General features: G+C 58.7%; 22 protein-coding genes and 2 pseudogenes. 7 read left to right on the forward strand and 17 right to left on the reverse strand.

Annotated features, from left to right (window positions below; all coding sequences use genetic code 11):
* Positions 1 to 2: 2 nt before the first annotated feature.
* Together glf and JOE39_RS07285 are read right to left on the reverse strand one after the other, a co-directional pair.
* Positions 3 to 1,184: a UDP-galactopyranose mutase gene (gene glf, locus JOE39_RS07280; protein ID WP_210077616.1), complete on the reverse strand. Its 1,182-nt coding sequence runs from the start codon at positions 1,182 to 1,184 to the stop codon at positions 3 to 5.
* Entirely contained in the window at positions 1,172 to 2,356 is a 1,185-nt protein-coding gene (locus JOE39_RS07285; protein ID WP_122220004.1) for a glycosyltransferase family 1 protein, read from the reverse strand. The genes glf and JOE39_RS07285 overlap by 13 nt, the downstream gene beginning before the upstream one ends.
* Before the next feature lie 426 nt (positions 2,357 to 2,782).
* Between JOE39_RS07285 and galE the strand changes: the two genes are divergently transcribed.
* Entirely contained in the window at positions 2,783 to 3,811 is a 1,029-nt protein-coding gene (gene galE, locus JOE39_RS07290; protein WP_003396908.1) for a UDP-glucose 4-epimerase GalE, read from the forward strand.
* Positions 3,812 to 3,872: 61 nt separating this feature from the next.
* Here galE and JOE39_RS07295 read toward each other — a convergent pair whose 3' ends face one another.
* Together JOE39_RS07295 and JOE39_RS07300 are read right to left on the reverse strand one after the other, a co-directional pair.
* Positions 3,873 to 4,421 (reverse strand): cupin domain-containing protein, encoded by a 549-nt coding sequence (locus tag JOE39_RS07295; protein WP_003344936.1) that lies wholly within the window; start codon positions 4,419 to 4,421, stop codon positions 3,873 to 3,875.
* A gap of 128 nt (positions 4,422 to 4,549) precedes the next feature.
* Entirely contained in the window at positions 4,550 to 5,299 is a 750-nt protein-coding gene (locus tag JOE39_RS07300) for a gamma-glutamyl-gamma-aminobutyrate hydrolase family protein (RefSeq protein ID WP_122220003.1), read from the reverse strand.
* Positions 5,300 to 5,425: 126 nt separating this feature from the next.
* Between JOE39_RS07300 and JOE39_RS07305 the strand changes: the two genes are divergently transcribed.
* The 3 genes from JOE39_RS07305 to JOE39_RS07315 all read left to right on the forward strand — a co-directional run bounded on the left by JOE39_RS07305 (position 5,426) and on the right by JOE39_RS07315 (position 8,547).
* Positions 5,426 to 6,313: a LysR family transcriptional regulator gene (locus JOE39_RS07305; RefSeq protein ID WP_122220002.1), complete on the forward strand. Its 888-nt coding sequence runs from the start codon at positions 5,426 to 5,428 to the stop codon at positions 6,311 to 6,313.
* Between the two features lie 145 nt (positions 6,314 to 6,458).
* Positions 6,459 to 7,523, forward strand: a complete 1,065-nt coding sequence (locus JOE39_RS07310; RefSeq protein ID WP_122220001.1) for an aromatic ring-hydroxylating dioxygenase subunit alpha — start codon at positions 6,459 to 6,461, stop codon at positions 7,521 to 7,523.
* 73 nt (positions 7,524 to 7,596) lie between these two features.
* Positions 7,597 to 8,547: a PDR/VanB family oxidoreductase gene (locus JOE39_RS07315; protein WP_122220000.1), complete on the forward strand. Its 951-nt coding sequence runs from the start codon at positions 7,597 to 7,599 to the stop codon at positions 8,545 to 8,547.
* Here JOE39_RS07315 and JOE39_RS07320 read toward each other — a convergent pair whose 3' ends face one another.
* Both JOE39_RS07320 and JOE39_RS07325 read right to left on the reverse strand, forming a co-directional pair.
* A complete protein-coding gene (locus JOE39_RS07320; protein ID WP_024662424.1) occupies positions 8,548 to 9,258 on the reverse strand; it encodes a GntR family transcriptional regulator in 711 nt (236 codons plus the stop codon).
* 75 nt (positions 9,259 to 9,333) lie between these two features.
* A complete protein-coding gene (locus JOE39_RS07325) occupies positions 9,334 to 11,304 on the reverse strand; it encodes an EAL domain-containing protein (protein WP_032661852.1) in 1,971 nt (656 codons plus the stop codon).
* A gap of 232 nt (positions 11,305 to 11,536) precedes the next feature.
* Between JOE39_RS07325 and JOE39_RS26295 the strand changes: the two are divergent.
* Positions 11,537 to 11,638 (forward strand): annotated as a pseudogene (locus JOE39_RS26295) (nucleoside hydrolase); the annotation flags it as partial.
* Positions 11,639 to 11,664: 26 nt separating this feature from the next.
* Here JOE39_RS26295 and JOE39_RS07330 read toward each other — a convergent pair.
* Complete coding sequence (locus JOE39_RS07330) at positions 11,665 to 12,348, reverse strand: ATPase (RefSeq protein ID WP_122219999.1); 684 nt, start codon at positions 12,346 to 12,348, stop codon at positions 11,665 to 11,667.
* A gap of 138 nt (positions 12,349 to 12,486) precedes the next feature.
* Positions 12,487 to 13,386, reverse strand: a complete 900-nt coding sequence (locus tag JOE39_RS07335) for a LysR substrate-binding domain-containing protein (RefSeq protein ID WP_032661857.1) — start codon at positions 13,384 to 13,386, stop codon at positions 12,487 to 12,489.
* A 139-nt stretch (positions 13,387 to 13,525) separates the two neighbouring features.
* Here JOE39_RS07335 and JOE39_RS07340 point away from each other — a divergent pair, with 139 nt between their 5' ends.
* A complete protein-coding gene (locus JOE39_RS07340) occupies positions 13,526 to 14,869 on the forward strand; it encodes an MFS transporter (protein WP_024960947.1) in 1,344 nt (447 codons plus the stop codon).
* A gap of 18 nt (positions 14,870 to 14,887) precedes the next feature.
* A complete protein-coding gene (locus JOE39_RS07345) occupies positions 14,888 to 16,162 on the forward strand; it encodes a glucarate dehydratase family protein (RefSeq protein ID WP_032661862.1) in 1,275 nt (424 codons plus the stop codon).
* 16 nt (positions 16,163 to 16,178) lie between these two features.
* Here JOE39_RS07345 and JOE39_RS07350 read toward each other — a convergent pair whose 3' ends face one another.
* From JOE39_RS07350 to JOE39_RS07390, 9 genes and pseudogenes are all read right to left on the reverse strand, one after another.
* On the reverse strand, positions 16,179 to 17,843 hold the full coding sequence (locus JOE39_RS07350) for an MlaD family protein (protein WP_032661865.1): 1,665 nt from the start codon (positions 17,841 to 17,843) through the stop codon (positions 16,179 to 16,181).
* 251 nt (positions 17,844 to 18,094) lie between these two features.
* Positions 18,095 to 18,712: a hypothetical protein gene (locus JOE39_RS07355; protein ID WP_198710838.1), complete on the reverse strand. Its 618-nt coding sequence runs from the start codon at positions 18,710 to 18,712 to the stop codon at positions 18,095 to 18,097.
* Between the two features lie 66 nt (positions 18,713 to 18,778).
* Positions 18,779 to 19,081, reverse strand: a pseudogene (locus JOE39_RS07360) (transposase); the annotation flags it as partial.
* Positions 19,045 to 19,260 (reverse strand): transposase, encoded by a 216-nt coding sequence (locus JOE39_RS07365; protein ID WP_024683471.1) that lies wholly within the window; start codon positions 19,258 to 19,260, stop codon positions 19,045 to 19,047. The gene JOE39_RS07365 and the pseudogene JOE39_RS07360, both read right to left, overlap by 37 nt.
* A 127-nt stretch (positions 19,261 to 19,387) precedes the next feature.
* Positions 19,388 to 20,221 carry an ABC transporter substrate-binding protein gene (locus JOE39_RS07370; RefSeq protein WP_210077614.1) on the reverse strand — a complete coding sequence of 278 codons (834 nt, stop codon included), beginning with the start codon at positions 20,219 to 20,221 and terminating at the stop codon, positions 19,388 to 19,390.
* Positions 20,222 to 20,273: 52 nt separating this feature from the next.
* Complete coding sequence (locus tag JOE39_RS07375) at positions 20,274 to 21,002, reverse strand: amino acid ABC transporter ATP-binding protein (RefSeq protein ID WP_180274091.1); 729 nt, start codon at positions 21,000 to 21,002, stop codon at positions 20,274 to 20,276.
* Between the two features lie 19 nt (positions 21,003 to 21,021).
* Positions 21,022 to 21,762, reverse strand: coding sequence for an amino acid ABC transporter permease (locus JOE39_RS07380; protein ID WP_003394185.1), 741 nt, complete (start codon positions 21,760 to 21,762; stop codon positions 21,022 to 21,024).
* 6 nt (positions 21,763 to 21,768) lie between these two features.
* Entirely contained in the window at positions 21,769 to 22,470 is a 702-nt protein-coding gene (locus JOE39_RS07385; RefSeq protein WP_003401075.1) for an amino acid ABC transporter permease, read from the reverse strand.
* A 117-nt stretch (positions 22,471 to 22,587) separates the two neighbouring features.
* Positions 22,588 to 23,340 carry an SDR family oxidoreductase gene (locus JOE39_RS07390; protein WP_003370854.1) on the reverse strand — a complete coding sequence of 251 codons (753 nt, stop codon included), beginning with the start codon at positions 23,338 to 23,340 and terminating at the stop codon, positions 22,588 to 22,590.
* Positions 23,341 to 23,437 lie beyond the last annotated feature (97 nt).

Genomic DNA, 23,437 nt, shown 5'->3' on the forward strand with positions numbered 1-23,437 from the left:
GCTCAACCTCGCGCAGGCTGTTCGATCGGTTCGGGAGGCGGCTCAAAGAAGTCATGGGCCAGCCGCTGGTACAACGCCAATGCCTGGCCCACGACCTGGTCCATGTTGTAATACTTGTAAGTGCCCAGCCGCCCAAGGAAAGTGACCTCATCCGACTGATCGGCCAAAGCCTTGTAACGCTTGTACAACTCGGCATTTTCGGGTCGGGGAATGGGGTAATAAGGATCGCCTTCGGCACTTGGAAACTCATAGCTGAGACTGGTTCTGGCGTGCAGTTGACCGGTAAGGTGCTTGTATTCGGTGATGCGCGTATGAGGGACCGCCTCATCCGGGTAGTTGACCACCGCCACCGATTGAAACTGCGCCTGATCAACGGTCTTGTGCTCGAAACGCAACGACCGATACGGAAGACGGCCATAGCAATAACCGAAGTATTCATCAATCGGCCCGCAATAGATCAAATGCGAATACTTCACCGCCGTGCGGACATCGGCAAAGTCGACCCCCAGTACCGTATCGATAAGCGGATGGTTGAGTATCCGCTCAAACATGTGCGTGTAGCCGTGCAGCGGCATTTTCTGAAAAGTATCTGTGAAATAACGATTGTCCGAGTTAGTGCGGGTAGGCACTCGGGCGGTAACCGACCGGTCCAGTTGCGAGGGATCCAGCCCCCATTGTTTGCGGGTGTAGCCACGGAAAAACTTCTCGTACAGCTCCCGACCAATCTGATTGATCACAACGTCTTCGGAGGTTCTTATCGTCTCGACGGGCTCGGCACGGCTGGCAAGAAACGCTTCGGCTTCTCGTTCATTCATCTGTAAGCCGTACAGGCTGTTGAGCGTATCGAGGTTGATCGGAACAGGCAGCAGTTGGTCGTCTACGCTGGCAAGCACGCGGTGTTCGTAATCGCGCCATTCGGTAAATCGTGAAAGGTATTCCACAATCCGCTCAGCGTTGGTGTGGAATATATGTGGCCCGTATCGATGAACCAATACCCCGGCGCTGTCCAGGTGATCGTAAGCGTTACCCGCGATATGTGGACGTCGGTCGATGAGCAAAACGCGCTTACTCGATCCAGCCGCCAGCCTTTCCGCCAACACACTGCCTGCAAAACCTGCACCGACGATCAGAAAGTCATAGGGCGTCTTTTCACACGCGGCTGATTCGAGATTTATCCGAGGCATTCTATGTGCTCCCCGATGGCCACCAGGTCAATTTGCGCCTTCATGGCCGCGCACGTATTGTCCCAGGACTCGCCGACCAGCAACGCGTCAACTTTGCGAAGAAAATCAATAGTCCCTTTGTGCGCCAGTGCCTCTTGAATCGCGCGCGCAAACGCGTCGGCATCATCGGCAACGGCGACAACACCCGACTCACCATACGTTCTGACCACATCGGCAATTCGGGTTGATACCACCGGGCAGCCGCCAGCCAGGTATTCCGGCGTCTTGGTCGGGCTGATAAAGCGTGTGGAGTCGTTCAGCGCAAATGGCATCAACGCAACGTCCCAGCCAGACAGATAGGCTGGCAAGTCGTCATAGGACTTGCTGCCTAGATAATGGACGTTGGCCAAATGCGGCAGGCTTGCCGGGTCGATCTTCACCACCGGGCCGATCAAAACGATTTGCCAGTGTGGCTGCAACTCGGCCAGTTGTTGAATCAGCCCGATATCAAAACGTTCGTCAATGACGCCGAAAAAGCCGAGTCTTGGATAGGGAATGTACTGTTGATCCTCGGGGTCAGGCTGCACGTTGCGAGCGGCTGAAAAATGCCCGAAATCGACACTGCTGGGCATGGCGTGCGCGTTCGCATGCTGCCGACGCTTGGTCTCCCACAGGCTGAAGCCGCCAGTAAACACAACATCTGCGCGCTTCATCAACGCTTCTTCCTGTTCGACAAGCTCTGGCGGCGCACCTTTGAACGCAGACAATTCGTCCATGCAATCGAAGATCGTCACGTGCGCGCTGAGGTGATCGGTAAACGCCAGGCTCATCGGGGTGAAATACCACAACAGCAACTCACCAAAACGTTGTGCATCGATAAACCGATTCAGTAATACACGCTGTGCGGTGATCACCTCATCAGGCTGCATCTTCCAGGGCAGGTGCGGCACCAGTACTGTGACACCGCACGCTTGCGGCAACTGCTCAAGGCGGATATCAGGGGAGTCCGACAGAACAGGCTCCTCAAGAAACACCACCTGATAATCCTGCGCCATGCGCGACATGATGTGCTGAGGACGCTGATAGACAAACCCCCATCGCAGATGGGACAGGCACAGCAGCAAAGGCCTGACGACGGCCTCGACTCGGGTTAAGGCCAACGTCTCGGACTGGATTGTTTGAACACCGTTCATAGAGTTTCCCTTCTGTTAGAAAGTCCTGGATGAAACTGAAGGGCTCTTGAAAGGGCTAAGCTTCGACGGCATTCATGATGAGGATAGGCAGTGGCGGCTGTTGCGTACATGGAACCATCACATGCATGCAGCAACCATAGACCGGCTCATCAGTTTCGAACACGCGCCCAGGCCGCTGTTCGTTGATTCCGATAAAGGGTATGCGCCGTCGGGAATGACGCATTGAACTCGTCGCAGAGAATACGCCCTTAGTCTTGAGCGAATGTTTTTTGGTACCTGCAGTACGTTTTAACCACGTCCCCCACGCGGTGGTCTGGTCCTGATTTTCGCAAGCAAGGCTCCGTTGTCGTCCTGTTGAGAAAGGTCACGAGGCGGAGCCCTCAGCTCGCTTCTTAACGAGGCGGCGAAAATCCAGGAAGGACACTCATGATTCTGGTTACCGGTGGTGCGGGATACATTGGCGCTCATATCGCGCTCGAATTGCTTGAAGATGGCCGCGATGTCGTCGTGCTTGATAACTTGTGCAACAGTTCGCGAGAGCCGTTAAGACGGGTTGAGGAACTCTGCGGGCGACAGGTTGTGTTCATCCACGGCGACGTGCGCAGCAAAGCGACGTTGCACCGATTGTTCGCTCAGCACCCTGTCAAGGCGGTGGTGCATTGCGCCGGGCTCAAGGCGGTGGGCGAAAGCGTTCGAGAGCCGCTGCGCTATTTCGAGACCAACGTGAGCGGCAGCGTCAACTTGTGTCAGGCAATGGCAGAAGCAGGCGTGTTCGACCTGTTATTCAGCTCATCCGCGACGGTTTACGGCGAGTGTGAGCAAATGCCGCTGGATGAGAACTGCCCACTGGGTTTACCGACCAATCCTTACGGGCACTCCAAACTGATGGCCGAGCATGTGATGCAAAGCGTCGCTCGCTCGGATCCACGCTGGTCCATCGGGCTGCTGCGCTACTTCAACCCCATTGGTGCGCATCCGTCCGGCTTGCTGGGCGAGTCGCCCTGCAACACGCCGAACAATCTGTTGCCCTTCCTGCTGCAGGTTGCCAATCGACTGCGCCCCGCTCTGCACATTTTTGGCAGTGACTACCCCACGCCGGACGGAACAGGTGTGCGTGATTACCTTCATGTCATGGATCTGGCCGAGGGACACTTGAAGGCGCTGGACAGAATTCATGACCAGCGCGGCGTATCCGTCTGGAATCTGGGCACAGGACAGGGCTATTCAGTGCTTGAGGTGGTGCAAGCCTTCGAACGTATCTCCGGCAAAGCTGTGCCTTTGATCTTTGAGCCACGCCGGCCCGGAGACATTGCAGCATGCTGGTCCGATCCAGGAAAAGCCGCGCGTGAGCTGGATTGGCGGGCCAGGTTCAACCTTGATTCGATGCTCACTGATGCCTGGCGCTGGCAGTGCATGAACCCGCAGGGTTATAGACCGACAGCGCTGGTCATTTGAATTGCATCCAGACGTGCCAACGGTACCCACGCCATCGTAACGGCACGTCAGCAAAAGCAGGCTAGAAGTTAGCGGGTGTGTTGGCGCTGATGATCTCGGCTTCATCCTGGCCGATATTGCGGAAGCGATGCGGCAAGGTGGTCGGGAAGTAATAGCCGTCTCCTGGACCGAGGATGTTGACCTGTCCATCGATAGTCAGCTCCACAGTGCCGCGCGTCACCAGACCACACTCCTCGCCTTCGCTGTGAACGATCGGTTCATCGCCCGAGTCGGCGCCTGGCGCGTATTGCTCACGAAGAAAGCGCATTTGCCGGCTCGGCAGGGTCGCCCCGACCAGCAGCAGGCGCGCACCGTTGCGCCCCAGGTCGGGTTGATCACCGGCTCGAAACACGTACTGATCCTGCCCAGGAGGCTGATCGAACGTGAAAAAATCCGCCAGCGTCATAGGAATGCCTTCAAGCAGCTTTTTCAGCGAACTGATGGAAGGACTGACACGATTTTGCTCGATGAGGGAAATCGTGGCATTGGTCACACCACTGCGTCTGGCGAGCTCACGCTGTGACAGCTTGTAGCTTTCACGCACCAGTTTGAGTCGTGCTCCCGTATCCATAGTGGCCTTATGTGAAAGATATCCGGTGAATGAGGCAGCGCCCCGGCGCAATGGATCGTCCATTACCCGAAGCCCGTCAAGCCGGATATTAAATCACGTTTGCCCACAACACTCAGCAGCTCATCGCTCTAGTGGCTGCTGCGCGCATACCTCTGGCTGGCCTCGCGAAAGGCCTTGAACAGGCTGAGCGAAACAGGGTTGTCCATGAACTCCCATTCCGGGTGCCACTGCACGCCCAGCACAAAGCCTGGCGCGCCGGGCATGGAAACCGCTTCCACAAGGCCATCGGGGGCCAATGCTTCTGCGCGCAGGTCCGACGCCAGGCGATCGATACCCTGGCTGTGCAGGCTGTTGACCTCGAACCCCGGTGCCAGCCCGAGCGCGTCGAGCAGACCGCCCGGCTGCACCTGCACGGCATGCTTTGGCGCGTACTGCACCGCCAGCACATCGCTTTGCGGCTCGCGATGATCCAGATAGCCGGGCAACTCCTGGACCCGCTGATGCAGGCTGCCGCCAAGCGCGACATTCAGCTCCTGAAAACCGCGGCAAATGCACAACACCGGCACGCCCTGAGCGATGGCAGCCCTGAGCAGCGGCAGAGTGGTGCGATCCCGGAATACATCATGGGCGGTGCCCTCCACGCTCGCCGGCCCATTGTAGTGACGCGGCTCGACGTTGGACGGCGAGCCGGTAAACAGCAGGCCATCCAGCGACGCGAGCAGTTGCGCAGGCTCGGTGGGCACCTCGAGCGCAGGCAGAATGACCGGCATACCGGCGAAGGCTGCGGCCTCGACGTACTTGTCGCCTGCCGTGTGAGAGGAATACTTGCCCAATTGCTGACGGCAGGCGGTGACACCGATCAAGGGATGTCGCGACATAGGTTGAATCCTGTTTGAATCTGAGTGGCCAGCGCCGGTCGGGCGCTATCCAGCGGGAATGAAACCAGTCTAGGATAGTCGTCTGCGCAACAAACATAGGCATTCCGGCAAAGGAACAATGCACCGATGCAATATGAAATCACCCACGCCGACCTTGCACTGGTGCTCGCCCTGGTTCGCGGCCGCACGCTGGCCCGTGCCGCCGATCTGTTGCAAGTTGATGTATCGACCGTATTCCGCTCAATCCGTCGCCTGGAAGCCGCGCTTGGCGCAGCGCTATTTGAAAAGAACCGGCGCGGATACATACCGACCGATACCGCTCAGGCCATGGCCGAGCAGGCCGAGCGCGCCGAACAGGCACTTGCCGCTGCGCGCATCGCCTTGCAACAGGGCGAACAGGTGGTCAGCGGCACGGTACGCCTGACCTGTACCGATGCGGTACTGCACAGCCTGCTATTACCCGCACTGGCAGACTTCATGCCGCAGTACCCGGCCCTTACGCTGGAGCTGGCCACCTCCAATGCTTTTGCCAACCTCAGCCGTCGTGATGCCGACATCGCCCTGCGCCTGACCAATACGCCACCCGAGCACCTGATCGGGCGCTGCCTGGGCAGTGCCGACTACTTCGTCTGCGGTCGCCCCGAATACCGCGAAGCCTTGACGCAAAACCCGGCCTCGATCCCATGGATCAGTCCGGACGACTCGATGCCCGACCACACCTCGGTGATCTGGCGCAAACAGACCTTTCCGGGGGTATTACCGAGCTACCGCTGCAGCAGCATGTCGGCTGTCTCGCAGTTGGTCGCTGCAGGCTTGGGCGTTGCGGCGCTAACCGGCTTTACGGTCGAGGGCCTTGGGGCGGTCGAACCTCTGAGTGGCCCGCTGGAAGGATGCCGCACCGAGCTGTGGCTGCTGACCCGCCCCGACTGTCGCGCACTGCGTTCCGTGCAGACTCTGCTGGAAGCACTCGCGCCGCGCCTGCGAGCAGCGTTGCAGGTATCCAGCCCTGACTGATCAGCCTCTGTGGATCCATTAAATAATAGTTAACAAAATTAATCATTGGATTAATCTCGATCCTGTGGCATTAATAATCACAAGGAAACAACTTAATTCATTCTGTGGATCCATAAGATCAATAATCGAACCGTGGAGAAGCATCATGCACCCGAAAAATGCGTGGTACGTCGCTTGCACAGCGGATGAAGTCGCCGACAAGCCTCTGGGCCGGCAGATCTGCAACGAAAAGATGGTGTTCTATCGCGACCAGAACCAGCAGGTCGTTGCCGTCGAAGACTTCTGCCCGCATCGCGGCGCCCCGCTCTCGCTGGGCTATGTCGAGAACGGCCAACTGGTGTGTGGTTACCACGGGCTGGTAATGGGCGGCGACGGCAAGACGGTTTCAATGCCCGGCCAGCGTGTTCGAGGCTTCCCTTGCAACAAGACCTTCGCGGCGGTCGAGCGCTACGGCTTCATCTGGGTCTGGCCAGGTGACCGGGAAAAAGCCGACCCGGCACTCATTCATCATCTGGAGTGGGCCGTCAGCGACGACTGGGCCTACGGCGGCGGGCTGTTTCATATCCAGTGCGACTACCGCCTGATGATCGACAACCTGATGGACCTCACCCACGAAACCTACGTGCATGCGTCCAGCATCGGCCAGAAGGAAATCGACGAAGCCGCGCCCGTTACAACCGTCGAAGGCGAAGAAGTAGTCACCGCCCGGCACATGGAAAACATCATGCCGCCACCGTTCTGGCAGATGGCACTGCGTGGCAACAACCTGGCCGATGACGTGCAGGTCGATCGCTGGCAGATCTGCCGCTTCACTCCGCCCAGCCATGTGCTGATCGAAGTCGGCGTAGCCCATGCGGGCAAAGGCGGGTATGACGCGCCTAAAGAGTTCAAGGCGTCGAGCATCGTCGTCGACTTCATCACCCCCGAGACCGACACGTCCATCTGGTACTTCTGGGGCATGGCGCGCAACTTCAATCCCGCTGACGAAGCGCTGACCGCCAGCATCCGCGAAGGCCAGGGCAAGATATTCACCGAAGACCTGGAAATGCTTGAACGCCAGCAACAGAACCTGCTCAAGCACCCGCATCGCAACTTGCTCAAGCTCAATATCGACGCCGGTGGCGTGCAGTCACGCAAGATTCTGGAGCGGCTGATCGCTGCCGAGCAGGCCGGTCCCGGCGAGCAGATTCCCGTGATGGCAACAAAATGACCGGCCATTGCTCGTCGAAACACCAAGACAACAATCAGAAGTGACCCGTGCCGCGGTCACCCGAGGACTTACCATGATCGACGTGACGGTGTTATCACGTAACGATGAAGCGCTGGATATCTGCAGTTTTGAACTGGTGCGAGCAGACGGAGCGCTGTTGCCGCCGTTTACCGCGGGCGCGCACATTGACGTGCACCTGCCGGACGGGCTGATCCGCCAGTACTCGCTGTGCAATGCCCCGAACGAGCGTCACCGCTACCTGATCGGCGTCCTCAACGACCCGGCTTCGCGCGGTGGCTCGCGCAGCCTGCATCAACAGATTCAGACTGGCGCACAGTTGCGTATCAGCGAACCGCGCAACCTGTTCCCGCTGGCTGAAAACAGCCGACGCACGCTGCTGTTCGCCGGCGGTATCGGCATCACGCCCATCCTCTGCATGGCCGAACAGCTTGCGCTGGAGGCTGCCGATTTCGAGCTGCATTACTGCGTGCGTTCCGCCGAGCGCGGCGCCTTTATCGAGCGCCTGAAGCATTCGGCATTTGCCGAGCGCATCACACTGCACTTCGATGAACAGCCGGATACCGTGCTGGACGCTGCCACAGTACTCGCCCACCCACAGCCCGATACCCATCTGTACGTATGCGGGCCAGGCGGTTTCATGCAATACATCCTCGACAGCGCGCGTAATGCTGGCTGGTCCGAGGACACTCTGCACCGTGAGTACTTTTCCGCAGAGCCGGTGGACACCAGCAACGACGGCAGTTTTTCAATCGAGATCGCCAGTACCGGGCAGGTCATTGCCATTCCGGCCAATAAAACCGTCGCTCAGGTGCTCGAAAGCCATGGCATCGATATTCCGCTGTCGTGCGAGCAAGGTGTCTGTGGCACCTGCCTGACGCGGGTGTTGAAAGGCATTCCGGATCATCGCGACCTGTTTCTGACCGAAGACGAGCAGGCGCTCAACGATCAGTTCACGCCCTGCTGCTCACGTTCGAAGACGCCCGTGCTGGTGCTCGATATCTGATCAGTCCGGGCGCTGAATGACCTTCATGCGCTCGTTCTGCCCGGCGCCGAAGATTTCCGCGTAGCGCAAGGTGGCATTGGCATGCTCGCGCATGATCGCTTCGGCGCGAGCGCCCTGCCCGTTGACCAGCGCATCCACCACGGCGTGATGCTGCATGTGGGCGAAATTGAACCTCCGGTATTCCCGAATCAGGTTGTCGCGATCCACGGCCAGCGCGGTTACCGAGGCAAAAGGCAGATGGTCGTTGCGCGACAGTGCGTCGGCAATGGCACGATTGCCGCTGCCCTCGACGATCACGCGATGCAGACGCATGTTCATGTCGTGATAGACCTCCAGGTCATCTTCAGTGACATGGCCTTTTTCGAACAGCGCATCACCCTGCACCAGACAGGCCTCAAGCTCGTCGCGCGCCTCTTGGGTCACGCCGCGCTCAGCCATTTGCCGCGCCGCAAGCCCCTCAAGGACGCCGCGTACATCCACCGCGCCGGCGATTTCAAGCGGGCTGATCGAGCGCACCTGAAAACCACGCCCGCCAAAGGGCACCAGCAGCCCCTCCTGCTCCAGCGTTCGGAACGCCATGCGCACCGGCATGCGCGAAACGCCGAACAGCTCGGCGGTCGGCACCTCCATCAGGCGCTCGCCGGCAGCCAGCTCGCCTGATGCAATCATCTTGCGCAGCGCAACAAGGACGGTCTGCCCGGGTTTGCTCATCAAAAGGCTTCCGTGGAGATCAAAGAAGGCATCTTACCCCACGCACGCCCGAGTGAATGGCCCACATGCAATCGATCAGACGGGGCACGAGATGGCGTAACCGAAGGTGCGCTCTTCATCGGGTATTTCAATCCAGACCAGCGTCTCTGCAAAACTGATCGGCGGGCTGTAGAAGTAGCCCTGCACCATCGTACAACCCAGAGTGGTCAGTGCATTCAACTCATCCTGCGTTTCTACGCCTTCGATCACGCAGCCCAGGGACATGTCCAGACTCAAGGCAACCAGTGATTTGACGATCTTGTAGCTGGCCGGGTTGTTGTGCACCCCGGTGACAAAGCTGCGGTCGATCTTCAGCTTGGTCAGCGCCAGCGCGTGCAACTGACTGAGGCTGGAGAAACCGGTCCCAAAGTCATCCAGCGAGATACCGCAACCCAGCTTGCGGAACTGGGTAATGGCCTGCTGCACCTGAGCAATATCCTGCATGACCGCCGTTTCGGTGATCTCCAGATCGAGCCGCGACGCATCGAAGCCGCTGTTCTTGATGATCTCGACAATTCGGCTGACACTTTCCAGAGACGCACAGTCGTGCGCGGACAAATTGAACGACAGCCTGACAGGCGCAGGCCAGGACAGGGCCATGTGCAGCGAGCGGGTCAACAAAGGCGCGGTCAGCTTGTTGATCATACCGATGCGCTCGGCGATCGGAATGAAATGCGCCGGCGATACTGATCCCAGTTCCGGGCTGTTCCAGCGCGCCAGTGCCTCGAAAGCGACCGTTTCGCGCGTGCAGCTTTCAATGATCGGCTGAAACAATACGTGGAACTCGGTTTCCAGATTGGCGCGCCGCAAGGCCTGTTCGGTAACGCCGTCCACATGCAATTGCTCACGATGACTGGCGGAGAACAGGCAGGTGGTGCCGGGGTTATGGTTCTTGCCCTGATACAGCGCGTAATCGGCAAACTCGAACAGCTGGGTCGCGTTATCCGCCGTGGCCGGGTACGTCGCCAGGCCCAGTGTCGCGCCAATCTGGATTGGCATGTCCGACAGCTCGAAACTTTCGTGCATGAGGTCACACAGGTGCTTGCCAAACGCCAGCAACGCGTCGCTGTCCATGTCACCCTTTATCACCAGCGCGAACTCGTCACCGCCCAGTCGCGACACATGCACCTTGTCGCTTGAGGCGCTGGTCAGGCGTTCAGCAACCAGCATCAACAGACGGTCGCCGATTCGATGACCATAAAGGTCATTGACCGGCTTGAACCCGTCCAGGTCCAACACGCCCACTGCCAGCTCGCTGCGCTGCGCCACTGCCTCAATCATCGCGGCATCCAGCGTCTGAAAGAACTGTCGACGATTGGGCAGGCCTGTCAGGCTGTCCTGATTGGCCAGCAACAGGTTCTCGTTACTCAGTTGCTCGGTCTTTACCTGCACATTCACCAGGCTGGTGAAATCGCGGTACTGGTAATGAAGAATGATCAGCATGCCGATCGACACCAGCACGATGTTCACCGCTGTGGCGATAAAGGTAATGTTGTAAGTGGAAGCGAAGAAAATAACGAAGGCGGTGTTGACGACCAGCGCGGTGGTCAGCGCTGCAGGCCGCAAGTGCATCATGCAGAAGATGCAGACAATCACCGTAATGCCCATGAAAAACGCGACATGCGCCTGGGAATAGGCATCGCCATAGGGGTAAAGCGACAGCGACCAGGCGGCAAACCCGGCCGCTATGACGCCAGCCAGGCCGTGCGTACCACGCAACGTGGCCAGAATGATCGCCGGAGCCGGCGGCGGCCGGTTTACCGTGCGCAACCATTTGCGTGCACGGACGCCACAGATAACCGTCAGCAGCGCAGGGACCAGCAGCGTCAGCCATACCGGAGCGGTTCGCCAATGGGTGAACGCCAATGCCCAGGTATTGACCAGCAGCACGAAGTACATCAACGGCAGTTGTCGGGACAACGCAACGTATTGGGCCTGCAACAACCTGGGGTTATCAGCGGGCACAGACATCAGGGCACGCAAGGCACCCGGTAGTTTTTTCAGCATCGCAAGGCTTCTCTGTTACCACAGTCAAAGCACACGTGGCTTGCTGCTCATCATGCGAACCGGACAGCTAATTGTCGGTTCGCTTGTCAGGCTCTCGGCGGATGTGATTAATTCTTTACGGTAAAAACCAAGCCGTGCGTCGGTTTAATCGAAATAACCCGCCGGTCACTTTCCCCCTGCGCGCGCCTGGATCAATGACGCTTGTACACCTTTCAAGCGTCCTCTACGGACAAAGGGCACTAACGTACCGATCTTCCATTTGCAGGCGACCATGCTGATGGCTGGCGGTATTGAAGCAGCGAAAGTCGATGAGCAATTTTTGTCGGTCAACAGCCTCTCAGGCTTGACGCAGTCACTCCATCAGTTCGCCGCCACCTGCGCCCGGTCGGCCTGCATGACCAGGGCTTTGAGCGAGGCGTCGAACTGTTTCAAGGCATTCACCTGCAAATCACGCTGCTGATCGATCTGTGCGGCGATCTCTGGAGCGGCCTTGCCTTGCACCCAGACCGAGGTCATTTCCCGAACCACCTCACCTTCAGCCTTGCCGATGTATTGCAGGTCATTGTCATAGAAGCGCGCCATGAACCGCGCCTCGACCTGACTGTTGCGCTTGCTCACCAGACGATTGTAAGTGTCGAGCATGACCACCACGTCCGGCCGCGCCTGCATCAGCGCATCGAGATTGTCGTAAACGGTTACCGAGGCGAACTTTTTCTTCAATGAACCCACCAGCCAGTCGGTCGCCAGTGCAGGGTCCGAGCTGTTGATGAATGCGTTGCGGATACGCGCATCGAGTGCGCCATTGCTGCCGCTCCTGAGTGCAACCGAATGGTATTTGTTCAAATACTGAAGGTTGCTGAGGGTGTTTTCGCTGTACAGCACGCCCACCGACTGAGTGTGTTGCAGGCTGGCGGCGCTGTCGACGACGGGCATGAAATGGCAGGACTGTTCGGAGACCGGGGAGACGGCAGCATTGACGGGGGCAGTGAACACAATGCTGGTGCTGAACACGGCAGCAAACGTCAACAGATTGAAGATTCTCATCGCGTCGTCTCCCTTTGGAGCAGGTGGCTATGGCGCCATCCTCCTCCTTTGCCGGAAAAACAGAACTTGCCTTGCTTGATGATGACTATCGACTGAATGAATGATAGTTGATGCCACTGCGTTGCAAGGTTTTTCGCTTCAATTTTCATCTGCCCTGACGGCCGCACGTATGGCTTCAAGCAGCATCCGGCACGCCGGATTGTCATTGTCGGTACGCCAGGCCAGGTGCAACTCGCTCTGCACGCCCTCGCCCAGGTCAATGTCACGAAACACGACGTCCTTGAACACCACATTGGTCGCACAACGCGGTACTAATGCCAACCCCATTCCGGCGTTGACCAGCGCCAGGATGGTCAGTGACGATCCAAGCCATTGGACATACTCCGGCGCAACTTGCGCGGAACGAAACATACCGGTCAGCAGTTCGTTGAACGGTGGATACGCCGAGTGCGAATACATCAGGAACGGCGCGCCATCCAGATCGGCCACCGCCACCGAATCGGCATGCGCTAGCCGATGGCTGCTCGGTACGGCCAGCACGAACGGCTCGCGTACCAGGCATTCGCTCTCGTAACCCGGCTGAAACAACGGCGCTCGCACGATGCCCAGGTCAATGCGCCGCGCCCTGAGTGCTTCGTGCTGCTGATAGGTGTTCATTTCCGTCAGGGAAATCTTCACCTGCGGTTGCTTGAGGCGCGCCTCGGCGATCACTCTGGGCAGAAACTCATACACCGCGCTGCCGACAAAACTGATGGTCACCGAGCCGATGTCACCTTCGGCGAAGCGCCGCGCCGAAATGGCCGCCTGCTGCGCGCGCTCCAGCAAGGTCTGCGCCTCGATGAAAAAAGCCCTGCCCGCCGCAGTCAGGGCCACACTGCGAGTGCTGCGAGTGAACAGCTCGACGCCCAGATTGTGCTCCAGTATCTGAATCTGCCGACTCAACGGCGGCTGTGTCATGTTGAGCCGTTCGGCGGCACGGCGGAAATTCAGCTCCGTGGCCACCGTGGTGAAGCAACGCAGTTGGGAAAGCTCGAACATTGATCCACTCCCGGTATCAATCAAGTCAAAAGCTGGATTGGACAGGAATAATACACGCCTCCATGATCGACTCATCCCCAAAAAAACAATGAATGGGAGTCGCCTCTTGAATACCGTCCCTGGTACTACGGACGTCACGGTGCTTGCCCGTGCGGCCGCCAAGGTGAAACGCCACGTGCTGCCGCTGTTCGTGGTGATGTTCATCGTCAATTACATCGACCGGGTCAATATCGGTTTTGTACGCAGCCATCTGGAAACCGATCTGGGCATCGGCGCAGCAGCTTACGGGCTGGGTGCCGGATTGTTCTTTGTCGGTTACGCACTGTTCGAAGTCCCCTCCAACATGCTCTTGCAGCGCTACGGTGCCCGCGCCTGGCTGACCCGCATCATGTTTACCTGGGGCGCGGCCGCGATGGCCATGGCGTTCGTGCAAGGCGAAACCAGTTTCTACGTACTGCGCTTCATTCTGGGCGCTGCCGAAGCCGGTTTCTTCCCCGGCATCATCTATTACTTCACCCAGTGGCTGCCTTCCAGCGACCGCGGCAAGGCCATGGCGCTGTTTCTCAGCGGTTCGGCGATAGCGTCGGTGATTTCCGGACCGGTGTCCGGCGCCCTGCTCGGCATCGAGGGCCTGAACCTGCATGGCTGGCAATGGATGTTTCTGATCGAAGGCTTCGCGTCGATCGTGCTCTGCGGTTTCGTCTGGTTCTGGCTGCAATCACATCCTCATGAAGCCCGCTGGCTCAGTGACGAAGAAAAAACCGCGCTCAGCACCGCCATCGCCGAAGAGCAACGGCTGCGCGAAGCTTCACAAACCGTCAGACCCTCGGTATTCCGACTGTTGGCGGACCGGCAGATCCTGCTGTTCTGCTTCATCTACTTTTCCGTGGCACTGACCATCTACGGCGCCACCTTCTGGCTGCCGAGCATGATCCGCAAAATGGGCAGCTTCAGCGATCTCGAGGTCGGGTTGTTCAATTCGATCCCATGGATCATCTCCATCGTGGCCATGTACGGCTTTGCAGCACTGGCGGCACGCTTCAAGCACCAGCAGGCCTGGGTGGCGGTCACCCTGGTCATTGCCGCAGCCGGCATGTTCATGTCCACCGTGGGCGGTCCAGTGTTCGCCTTTGTCGCCATCTGCTTCGCGGCAATCGGTTTCAAGGCCGCCTCTGCGCTGTTCTGGCCAATCCCTCAGGGCTATCTGGATGCACGCATTGCCGCTGCGGTCATTGCGCTGATCAACTCCATCGGCAACCTGGGCGGCTTCGTCGCGCCCACCACGTTCGGCTTTCTGGAACAGACCACCGGTTCGATTCAAGGCGGTCTGTATGGACTGGCAGCGACATCGCTGCTGGCTGCGGTGGTGATCTTCTTCGCCCGCACTACGCCACGAGGTGACCGCGGCCGCCCGTCCAGGGCTGAGCGGCCCGCAGCGCTCAGCCCTGCCGTCACTGGCACCCCTTCCAGCCTCAAACCCTGACTTCCGGGAGACCGCCCTTTGAAAATCATCCGTGTAACCGTGACCCCTATCGCCTTTCGCGACCCGCCGCTGCTCAACGCCAGTGGTATTCACGAACCCTTTGCCCTGCGCTCGATCATCGAGGTGGAAAGCGACAACGGCTACATCGGCCTCGGTGAAAGCTATGGTGATGCCCCGGCACTGGCGATTCAGCAACAGGTGCAGAACCAACTGATCGGGCTCGACCCGTTCAACCTCAATCAGCTGCGCAGCATCGTCCAGGCGACCGTGGCAGCGCATAAGCCTGCCAGCCTGGCCGGTGCCGAACTGGCGCCGGGCTCACACGCCAGCAAGGCAGTCAGCAATGCTTATTCTGCGTTCGAGGTGGCGTTTCTGGACCTGCAGGCGCGTTCCATGAACCTGCCACTGGTGGACCTGCTCGGCGGTGCCATTCGTGACCAGATACCCTTCAGCGCTTACCTTTTCTTCAAATACGCGCAGCATGCCGATACCCCTTACGCGCCCGACAGTTGGGGTGAAGCGCTCAGCGAAGAGCAGATCGTCGCTCAGGCCCGGCGCATGATCGAAGCCTATGGCTTCAAAAGCATCAAGCTCAAGGCTGGTGCGCTGCAGCCGGAACACGAGGTGTCGTGCATCAAGGCGCTGAAAAAAGCCTTCCCCGGTTATCCACTGCGCATCGACCCCAACGGCAACTGGTCACTGGAGACCTCGATTCGCATGGCCGAACTGTTGGGCGATGACCTGCAATATTACGAAGACCCGACGCCGGGCCTCGACGGCATGTCCGAATTGCACAAACGCACCGGCCTGCCGCTGGCGACCAACATGGTGGTGACGGATTTCGACGAGTTCCGCCGCAGCGTAGCCCTCGACAGCGTGCAGATCGTGCTCGCCGACCACCATTACTGGGGCGGCCTGCGCGACACTCAGGCGCTGGCGAAGATGTGCGACACCTTCGGCCTGGGCGTGTCGATGCACTCCAACTCGCATCTGGGCATCAGCCTCATGGCCATGGCCCACGTCGCAGCGTCGGTGCCCAATCTGGACTACGCCTGCGACACGCACTACCCGTGGCAGGAACCGGACGAGGAAGTCATCAAGGGCGGTAAACTGCCGATTGTCGATGGCTGTGTCAGCATCACCCGCGCCCCTGGCCTGGGGCTGGAACTGGACCATGACCAGCTCGGCAAGCTCAACGACCAGTACTACAGCTGTGGAATCCGGCAGCGCGATGATGTGAAGCAGATGCAGAAGTACAAGCCGGACTGGAAGGCGGTCAAACCGAGGTATTGAAGCCGCCCGGCTCGGCTTAATCGGTCTGCTGAACAGGCGCGGGCCTCTGGTAGAGGCCCGGTGGATCCTGCCGGGTGCGGCCACGGATCAAGGCTTCGGGGTTGCGGCTCAGGTAATCTGTCAGGACCCGTACCGAACGGGCCATGCGCTGAACCTCATCCATTGTCCGGTCGATCTGTTGACGCACAGGCGAGTCCTCGGCAAGCGCTGCACCGGCAATGTCCATTGTGCTTCGGGATTGCTCCAGAACACCGTGCAGTTCAGGGATCACCTGCGCGTTGAAAAGCCTGAAAGTCTTCTGCGCCTCGCCAAGGCTGCCATTCAGGTTGCCGGCGATCTCCTGCACCGGCACTTTGCCGACCTTGTCGATGATCTGCTGTACCTGCTCCTGCATCTTTTCAAGCTCCCCCGGCACGGTCGGAATTATCAGCGGCTGCGCACTGACATCGAACGGTACCGGCGTAGCGTTGGCGATAAAACCCAAGGAAATATACAGTTGTCCGGTCAACAGACTCTCGCTGCGAGGCTGTGCACGCAGGCCCCGCTTGACGAAGTCGGCTATCAACTGCGCCGTACGTGCATCGTCGGTAACACCCAATGTCTTTACGATTTTTTCATTGGCCATCCCCAGGCGATCCGGGTAAATCACCGCCCCGACGATACTGGTGAACGACTGGCTGGCCGCGTCGTAATCCAGGTCTACAGAGACGACTCGCCCCAGTGTTATCCCCATGAACTCGACCGGTGAATTGACCTCAAGCCCCCGCAGCGACTGACTGAATATCATGCGGATGTAACCCGGTTCGCCGTCGGGCGGCGACAGCGCCTTCTGCTGATCGTCGAACAGCGTAAAGCGTGCATGCTCTGCAGCCCTGGGTGCCTTCGTGCTGTAATCCGGCTCGACGAAGGCCACCCCTCCCGCCAGTATCGTCGAAACTGATTCAGTCTTTATTTTCAGACCATCGGCGTCCACCGTCATGCCGATGCCGCTGGCATTCCAGAAGCGTGTATCAGTAGTCACAAACCTGTCGTTGGGCGCATTGATGAAAACTTCCGCATCCACGCCCTTGCCGTCATCGGATAAATGAAAGGCCGCTATCTGTCCGACTTGAATGCGTCGGTAGTACACAGGAGACCCCACCTCCAGTGAGCCCATGTCCCCGGCGTGCAGGGTAAAACGTGTGCCTTTTGTACCGTAGGTAATGGGTGGCGCAGTTTCCTGACCGACAAAGTGTCTTTTCGTACGCCCGGACGTGCCACTGTCCGTCGCGATAAATGGCCCGGAAAGCAAGGTATCCACGCCCGACACACCGGTGGCGCCTATGCGCGGGCGCACCACCCAGAACAGGGAATCCTCGGCAGTGAACGCACGGGCGCTGGCATCGAGGTCCACCGTCGCCACCACGCCTGTACGGTCGTTGTTCAAGACCACGGCCGATACCTTGCCAATCACGACATTCCTGACCTTGACCTTCGTCTTTTGAGCTTCAAGCCCCTCGGCTCTCTGGAAGGTGACGAAGATTCTCGGGCCTTTGGACAGTGTGCTGCCGATCAGCAGCGAAAGGCCTATCAAGGCAGCAAACAGCGGAACCAGCCAAACCGGGGATACGGCGAAACGTCTGTTTCGGGAGAGTGAAGCGCCGACTGCCGAGGCAGAAACCGAACCTGAGCGATCAGACATTTTGTCCTCTGAGACGCCCACACGGGGTCATGCCGACGATTGATACTGTCGGTCGAACTCTGAACCTCGGCTTTCAATAAACCATCAAGGAAATATCAAGATCTGATCAAGGCGCGATGGTGCCGTTGCGGCGGGAATCCATCGTGTGGTCTTGCATGAAGCCGACCTTTTGATCGTAAGCGGATGGCGAACACATCTTTACTTCGTCCTCACATCGATCTGCTTCCAACTGCTATATAAACTCCGTCTGGCTAAGAGGTGTGAGTGGGTAGTGGGAGCGATGCGATCATTTGATCAAAGGCCACCACCGCATATCTTCCATCAAGGCTTTTCAAAGTTGGCATTTCTGAAGGAAACCCGAATCGCACTCTGCCGGGAAGCACTTCATCCAAAGCTGAGTACCAGGTCAGCAGAGCTTGTTGGAGACGCACGTGTAGCTCGAATCTACTCCGTCGGCGGGTGGTGTCTGCTTTGGCTCGCTCTCGCGCAAGCTGAGGATCTATGCGGCCAATAATGTAACAGTCAGCAAAGCCAATACGTCCTTGTGCGATTGTTTCTCTTGTGGCGTCCAACTCTATTCGCCAGTTGTGTTCGCTCGTCTCGCCGATCTGCCAAAGGCTCCAGATGTAGTGGAGCTTGAGAGGGTCACTGTCACACAAAGCCCACGAAGAAATGTCTTCGATGGCCAACGCTTTTTGCCAGCGATCCACGTTCCGCTCTGCCCAAAAAGTTGCTGCTCCGACTGGATCTTTTATCCGATCCGGTTCGTTTTCAAAACGGCCGTTTTCAGGAATGACATGTTGCCCTCCATGCTTAGCGCACCAAGTCGTTTTCCCGCTGGCGCTGATTCCTTCAACAACCAAAATCATCGTTATGACTACTCCGTTAATTGCGCCATCCTTGCAAGTCCCAAATCATCAGGGGTTACGTGGTTTGAGCCGCGCAGATTGGATCAAACTCATGATCGCCCCCGCCCTTTTTCCGCTGCGTAGCGACCATGCAAAGAGCCAGTTCTTACGTCCAAGAGCCCATAGACGGATTTGATTCTCGGCCCAATTGTTGTCAATGGGTACGGCTCCGTCGTCGAGGTAGCGCGACAGCGCTGCCCAGCGTTTCAGGCTGTAATCGAGTGCTCTACTGATGGCCGAACCTTCGAGCACAAGATCGCGCTGGGCGATCATCCAAGCATGCACCATGTCCATCACCGGTACGGCTTTTTCTTGCCGTATTCGGCGCCGTTAAACGCAGGTTGCGGCGCCGTGTTTTTCTGCGCTTGTACCCGAATCCATTTATGGAAGAGGTTTGCGTTGAGGCTATGGCTGAGCGCGATGCTGGCAATAGAAGCGCCGGGCTGGGCACACTCTTGAATGACTTGGGCCTTGAAGGACTTGGAGTAGGAACGGCGTTGTGGCTGCATGAAATACCCGCTTAAAAGGCTAGAACTGGTGTTCACCTAAATTTAAGTGCACACCATGTCCTGGCCTCGCGGGGCTGGGTAGATGACTTGGCCGGACGCATACTTTTGGTCGGCTTCATGCCGTTGATCAAGGCAACGGGTCGAACTTCAATTCGCTGAGGCTTTGCACCTTGTCTTCGCGAACCATCTTGTATTCGGTGTTCGGGCCGATCCAGTGCGCCCAGATTGCATCAATCTCGCCTGCGGCTTCCATTTCGCGCAGCGATTCGTTGACCTTCGCCAGAAAAGCCGGTTCGCCCTGGCGCATGCCGGCACCAATGGGCTCAAGCGCCATCGGTTCCTTGGCGATTGCCAATTCCACGCCGCCAGCCTTGGCCTGCCCGACCAGCTTGATCGCAGTCATGGTGTTGGTCACCAGGCCCACCACCTTGTTCTGTTGCAGCGCCATGTAGGCAGAGCCGGTGTCCTGGAAGGTCACTGGCGTTGCGTCAGCCAGACGGATCGACTGCTCGGACGTAGAGCCTTTGGTCGAACTGATGCGTTTGCCCTTGAAGAACGATTTCGGTTGATCGGCATTCGCCGCACGAACTACCAGTGTTTCCTTGGCGATGTAGTAAGGGTCGCTGAACTGGATCTGCTCGGCACGGCTCTTGGTGTAAGCCAGGTTGGCGAAAATCACGTCCACGCGGCCCATTTTGACTTCCGGGATCCGTGCTTCGACCGACAGCGGCTTGAGTTCCAGCTCCACACCCATGTGTTTGGCCAGGGCTTCGCAAAGATCGACGTCCATGCCCACCAGTTCGCGGGTTTGAGGGTCCGGTGCCGAGAACGGCGGAACGTCGGCGTACACGCCACAGCTCAGGCTTTTCTTGCTCATCACATCGCTGAGCTGATCGGCATGGACCGCTGAAACAGCCAACGGCGACAACGCCAGTGCAGCCAGTACAGACTTGATACGCATGGTGAGACTCCTGGAAATGAATTGAGTAATTCGCTGAAATCAGTGCCTGCGCTCAGTGGCTGCGCAGGTCGGCAATGAAGCGCTGGGCACGCGGATGGCCCGGTTGCTGAAAGAACACCTCAGGGCTGGACTTTTCGAGGATCTGCCCCGCATCCATGAACCAGATGGTGTCGGCCACTTCCCGGGCAAAATTCATCTCGTGGGTGACGCACATCATGGTCATGCCCTCTTTGGCCAGGCCTTTCATGACGCCGAGCACCTCGCCGACCATTTCCGGGTCGAGTGCGCTGGTGGGCTCGTCAAACAGCATGACGGGCGGCTCCATGGCCAGCGCACGGGCAATCGCTACACGCTGCTGCTGGCCACCGGACAACTGCGCCGGGTAGGCACCGGCCTTGTGTGCCAGCCCTACCCGATCCAGCAACTCCATGGCGCGGGCGCGCGCTTCGCTGCTCTTCAGGCCGCGGACCTTGGTCGGGGTCAGGATGATGTTGTCGAGCACCGACAGATGCGGAAACAGATTGAAACTCTGGAACACGAAACCCACGCGGCTGCGCAGCCGATTGACGTTGGCGTCGGTGCCGTTCACGTCACGGCCATCAAACAGGATCTGGCCTTGCTGCACGTCCTCAAGACGATTGACGGTGCGGATCAGCGTCGACTTGCCCGAGCCTGAAGGCCCGCACAGCACCACCACTTCGCCGCGCTGCACTTCGGCGGTGATATCGGTCAGGGCCTGGTACTCGCCATACCATTTGTTGATCCTGGAAAACATGATCATCGGATGCATTGGGCAACCCTCAGTTATCGGTAGTCAAAGGCCGGGGAACGGGCACAGGCGATACATCGCCTTCGCGTTTGCGGGCAATACGCTGCTCCACCACGGCGGCGAGACGGGTCAGGCCGTAGCACAGCACGTAGTAAGTGATCGCCAGGATGAAGAACACCTGAAACGGCTTGGTCAGCAGCTGGTTATTGATCTGATTGGCAGCAAAGGTCACTTCCTGGACGTTGATCACGTAGCCCAGCGACGTTTCCTTGATGATCGAAATGAACTGGCTGATCAGGCTCGGCAAGGCGTTGTATAGCGCCTGCGGCAGGATCACCCAGATCGTGGTCCGCAGGTAGCCCATGCCCAGTGCGCGGGAGGCTTCGTACTGACCAGTCGGCAGCGCCTGAATAGCGCCGCGGATGATTTCGCACAGATAGGCGCTCTGATAGACCACCAGCGTGCAGAGCATGGTGGTGAAGCCGGTGATGTTATGGCCGATCAGCAACGGAACCAGAAAGTAGGTCCAGAAAATCACCATCAGCAGCGGAATTCCGCGCATCACATAGACCCAGACCGTCGCCGGGTAGCGCAACCAGCGCCACGGTGAGACCCGCGCCAGCGACAACAGCAGCCCCAGGGGAAAGGCCAGCAAGAGTGCCAGCGCCGCCAGCATCAGCGTCGAGATCAGGCCGCCCATCGGGCCATGGGGGTATTGACCGACCAGCAGCAAGGTCCAGTTATCGCGAACAATCGTGAAGACATCGAACATCGCCGCCTACCTCGCCATGGCTTTGCTGAACTGCCGGGCCAGCAACGCGCCCAGGCCCATCAGCATCAGTGAAATGGCCAGGTAGACCACGGTTGCCACCAGATACGCTTCGAAGGTGCGGAAGGTATAGTTCTCGACTTCGCGGGTGGCATAAGTCAGCTCCACCACGCCGATGGCCATGACCAGACTGGTGTTCTTGAACAGCAGGACCGTGTGATTGATCAACGACGGCAAACAGTTGCGAACCCCTTGCGGCAGGATGACGTAGCGCATCGAACGCACATAGCCCAGGCCCAGGGCACGCGACGCCTCGACTTGCCCGGCCGGAATCGCGCGCAACCCGCTGCGGATGTCTTCACTGAAGTACGCCGCCTGGCAAAGCCCCAGGGCGATGACCGAGAACAGATATTCGGTGCTGTAGTTGGCCAGCCAGATCTGCGTGCTTTCGGACAGCAGCGTCGGAATACCGAAATACCAGAGCATCAGCTGCACCAGCGTCGGGACATTGCGGTGGTAGGACACATAGCCCGCCACCAGGCGCTCGGCGTACTTGTTGCCGGTCAGGCGAATCGACACCAGCAGCAGGGCAATCGCCATGGCCAGGCACCAGGCAACCAAGGCCAGTTGCAGGGTCGTTTCTATGCCCTTGACGATCAGCTCGGCGTACTCGCCCTGCAGGATCGCTGAAAGATCGAATTTACTCGTCATGGTTGTTCCCATAGACATTCAGCCAGGGCAGAAGCAAGGCGCCAGTGAGTCTGGCGCGGGTATGGCATGGCGGCTGGTGCCGCTCTCGTGATGGGTACAGCCCTCGAAGACGCAGCCTCAGCCTTCGTAGTCCTGCGGGCGCGCCGTCGACAGCCCGCCGGGGACCTGCAGCGTCGGGGTGATCTCCATGTGGCCGATGTTGACTGCGATGGGCGCGGCAATCACATAGGCGATCGCATCGGCAATGTCCTTGGCCACCGGCAGCTCATAGCCCTCGATGAAACGCTTGCGCACTTCCTCGGAGTCGCCATGCACATGGGCGAAGATATCCGTCGCCACGCGCCCCGGACAGATTTCGGTAACCCGCACGCGCTTGCCGAAGGCATCGATGCGCAACTGCCGGGACAGCATGCTCACCGCCGCCTTGGTCGCGTGGTACGTCGAGTTGCCACCGAAGTTGTACGCGGCAGCGATCGAGCTGATGTTGATGATGTGCCCGCAATCACGCTCGACCATCCCTGGCAACGAGAGCCTGGCGATCTGCAATACCGCGCGCAGGTTCACATCGACCAGCAGATCGATCCCTTCGGCATCCGCTTTGAGCAGCGAGCCCGGCCGGTCGACGCCGGCATTATTGACCACGACATCGAAATGATGGGCCTGAAACAGGGCCGTCAGGCCAGCCAGATCCGTCACGTCGATAGCGTGCGCGATACAACCGGTGCGCTGCGCCAATGCCGCCAGCTTGTCGGCACTGCGCGCCAGCGCATGGACCTGCAGACCTTCGGCACACAGCCGCTCGACGACGGCCTCGCCAATGCCGGAAGAAGCGCCGGTGACCAGCGCGGTTTTGTAATCGGAAAAAGGCATGTCAGGGTTTCCTTGAATAAGCGTCGATCAGCCGCTTACTGTTAATGCTGATCGCCTTGTACTGGACTTTAACGAGCGTCACGGGCAGCGACCAAGA

The sequence above is a fragment of the Pseudomonas sp. PvP100 genome (assembly GCF_017833055.1).
Classification (GTDB): Bacteria; Pseudomonadota; Gammaproteobacteria; order Pseudomonadales; family Pseudomonadaceae; genus Aquipseudomonas; species Aquipseudomonas syringae.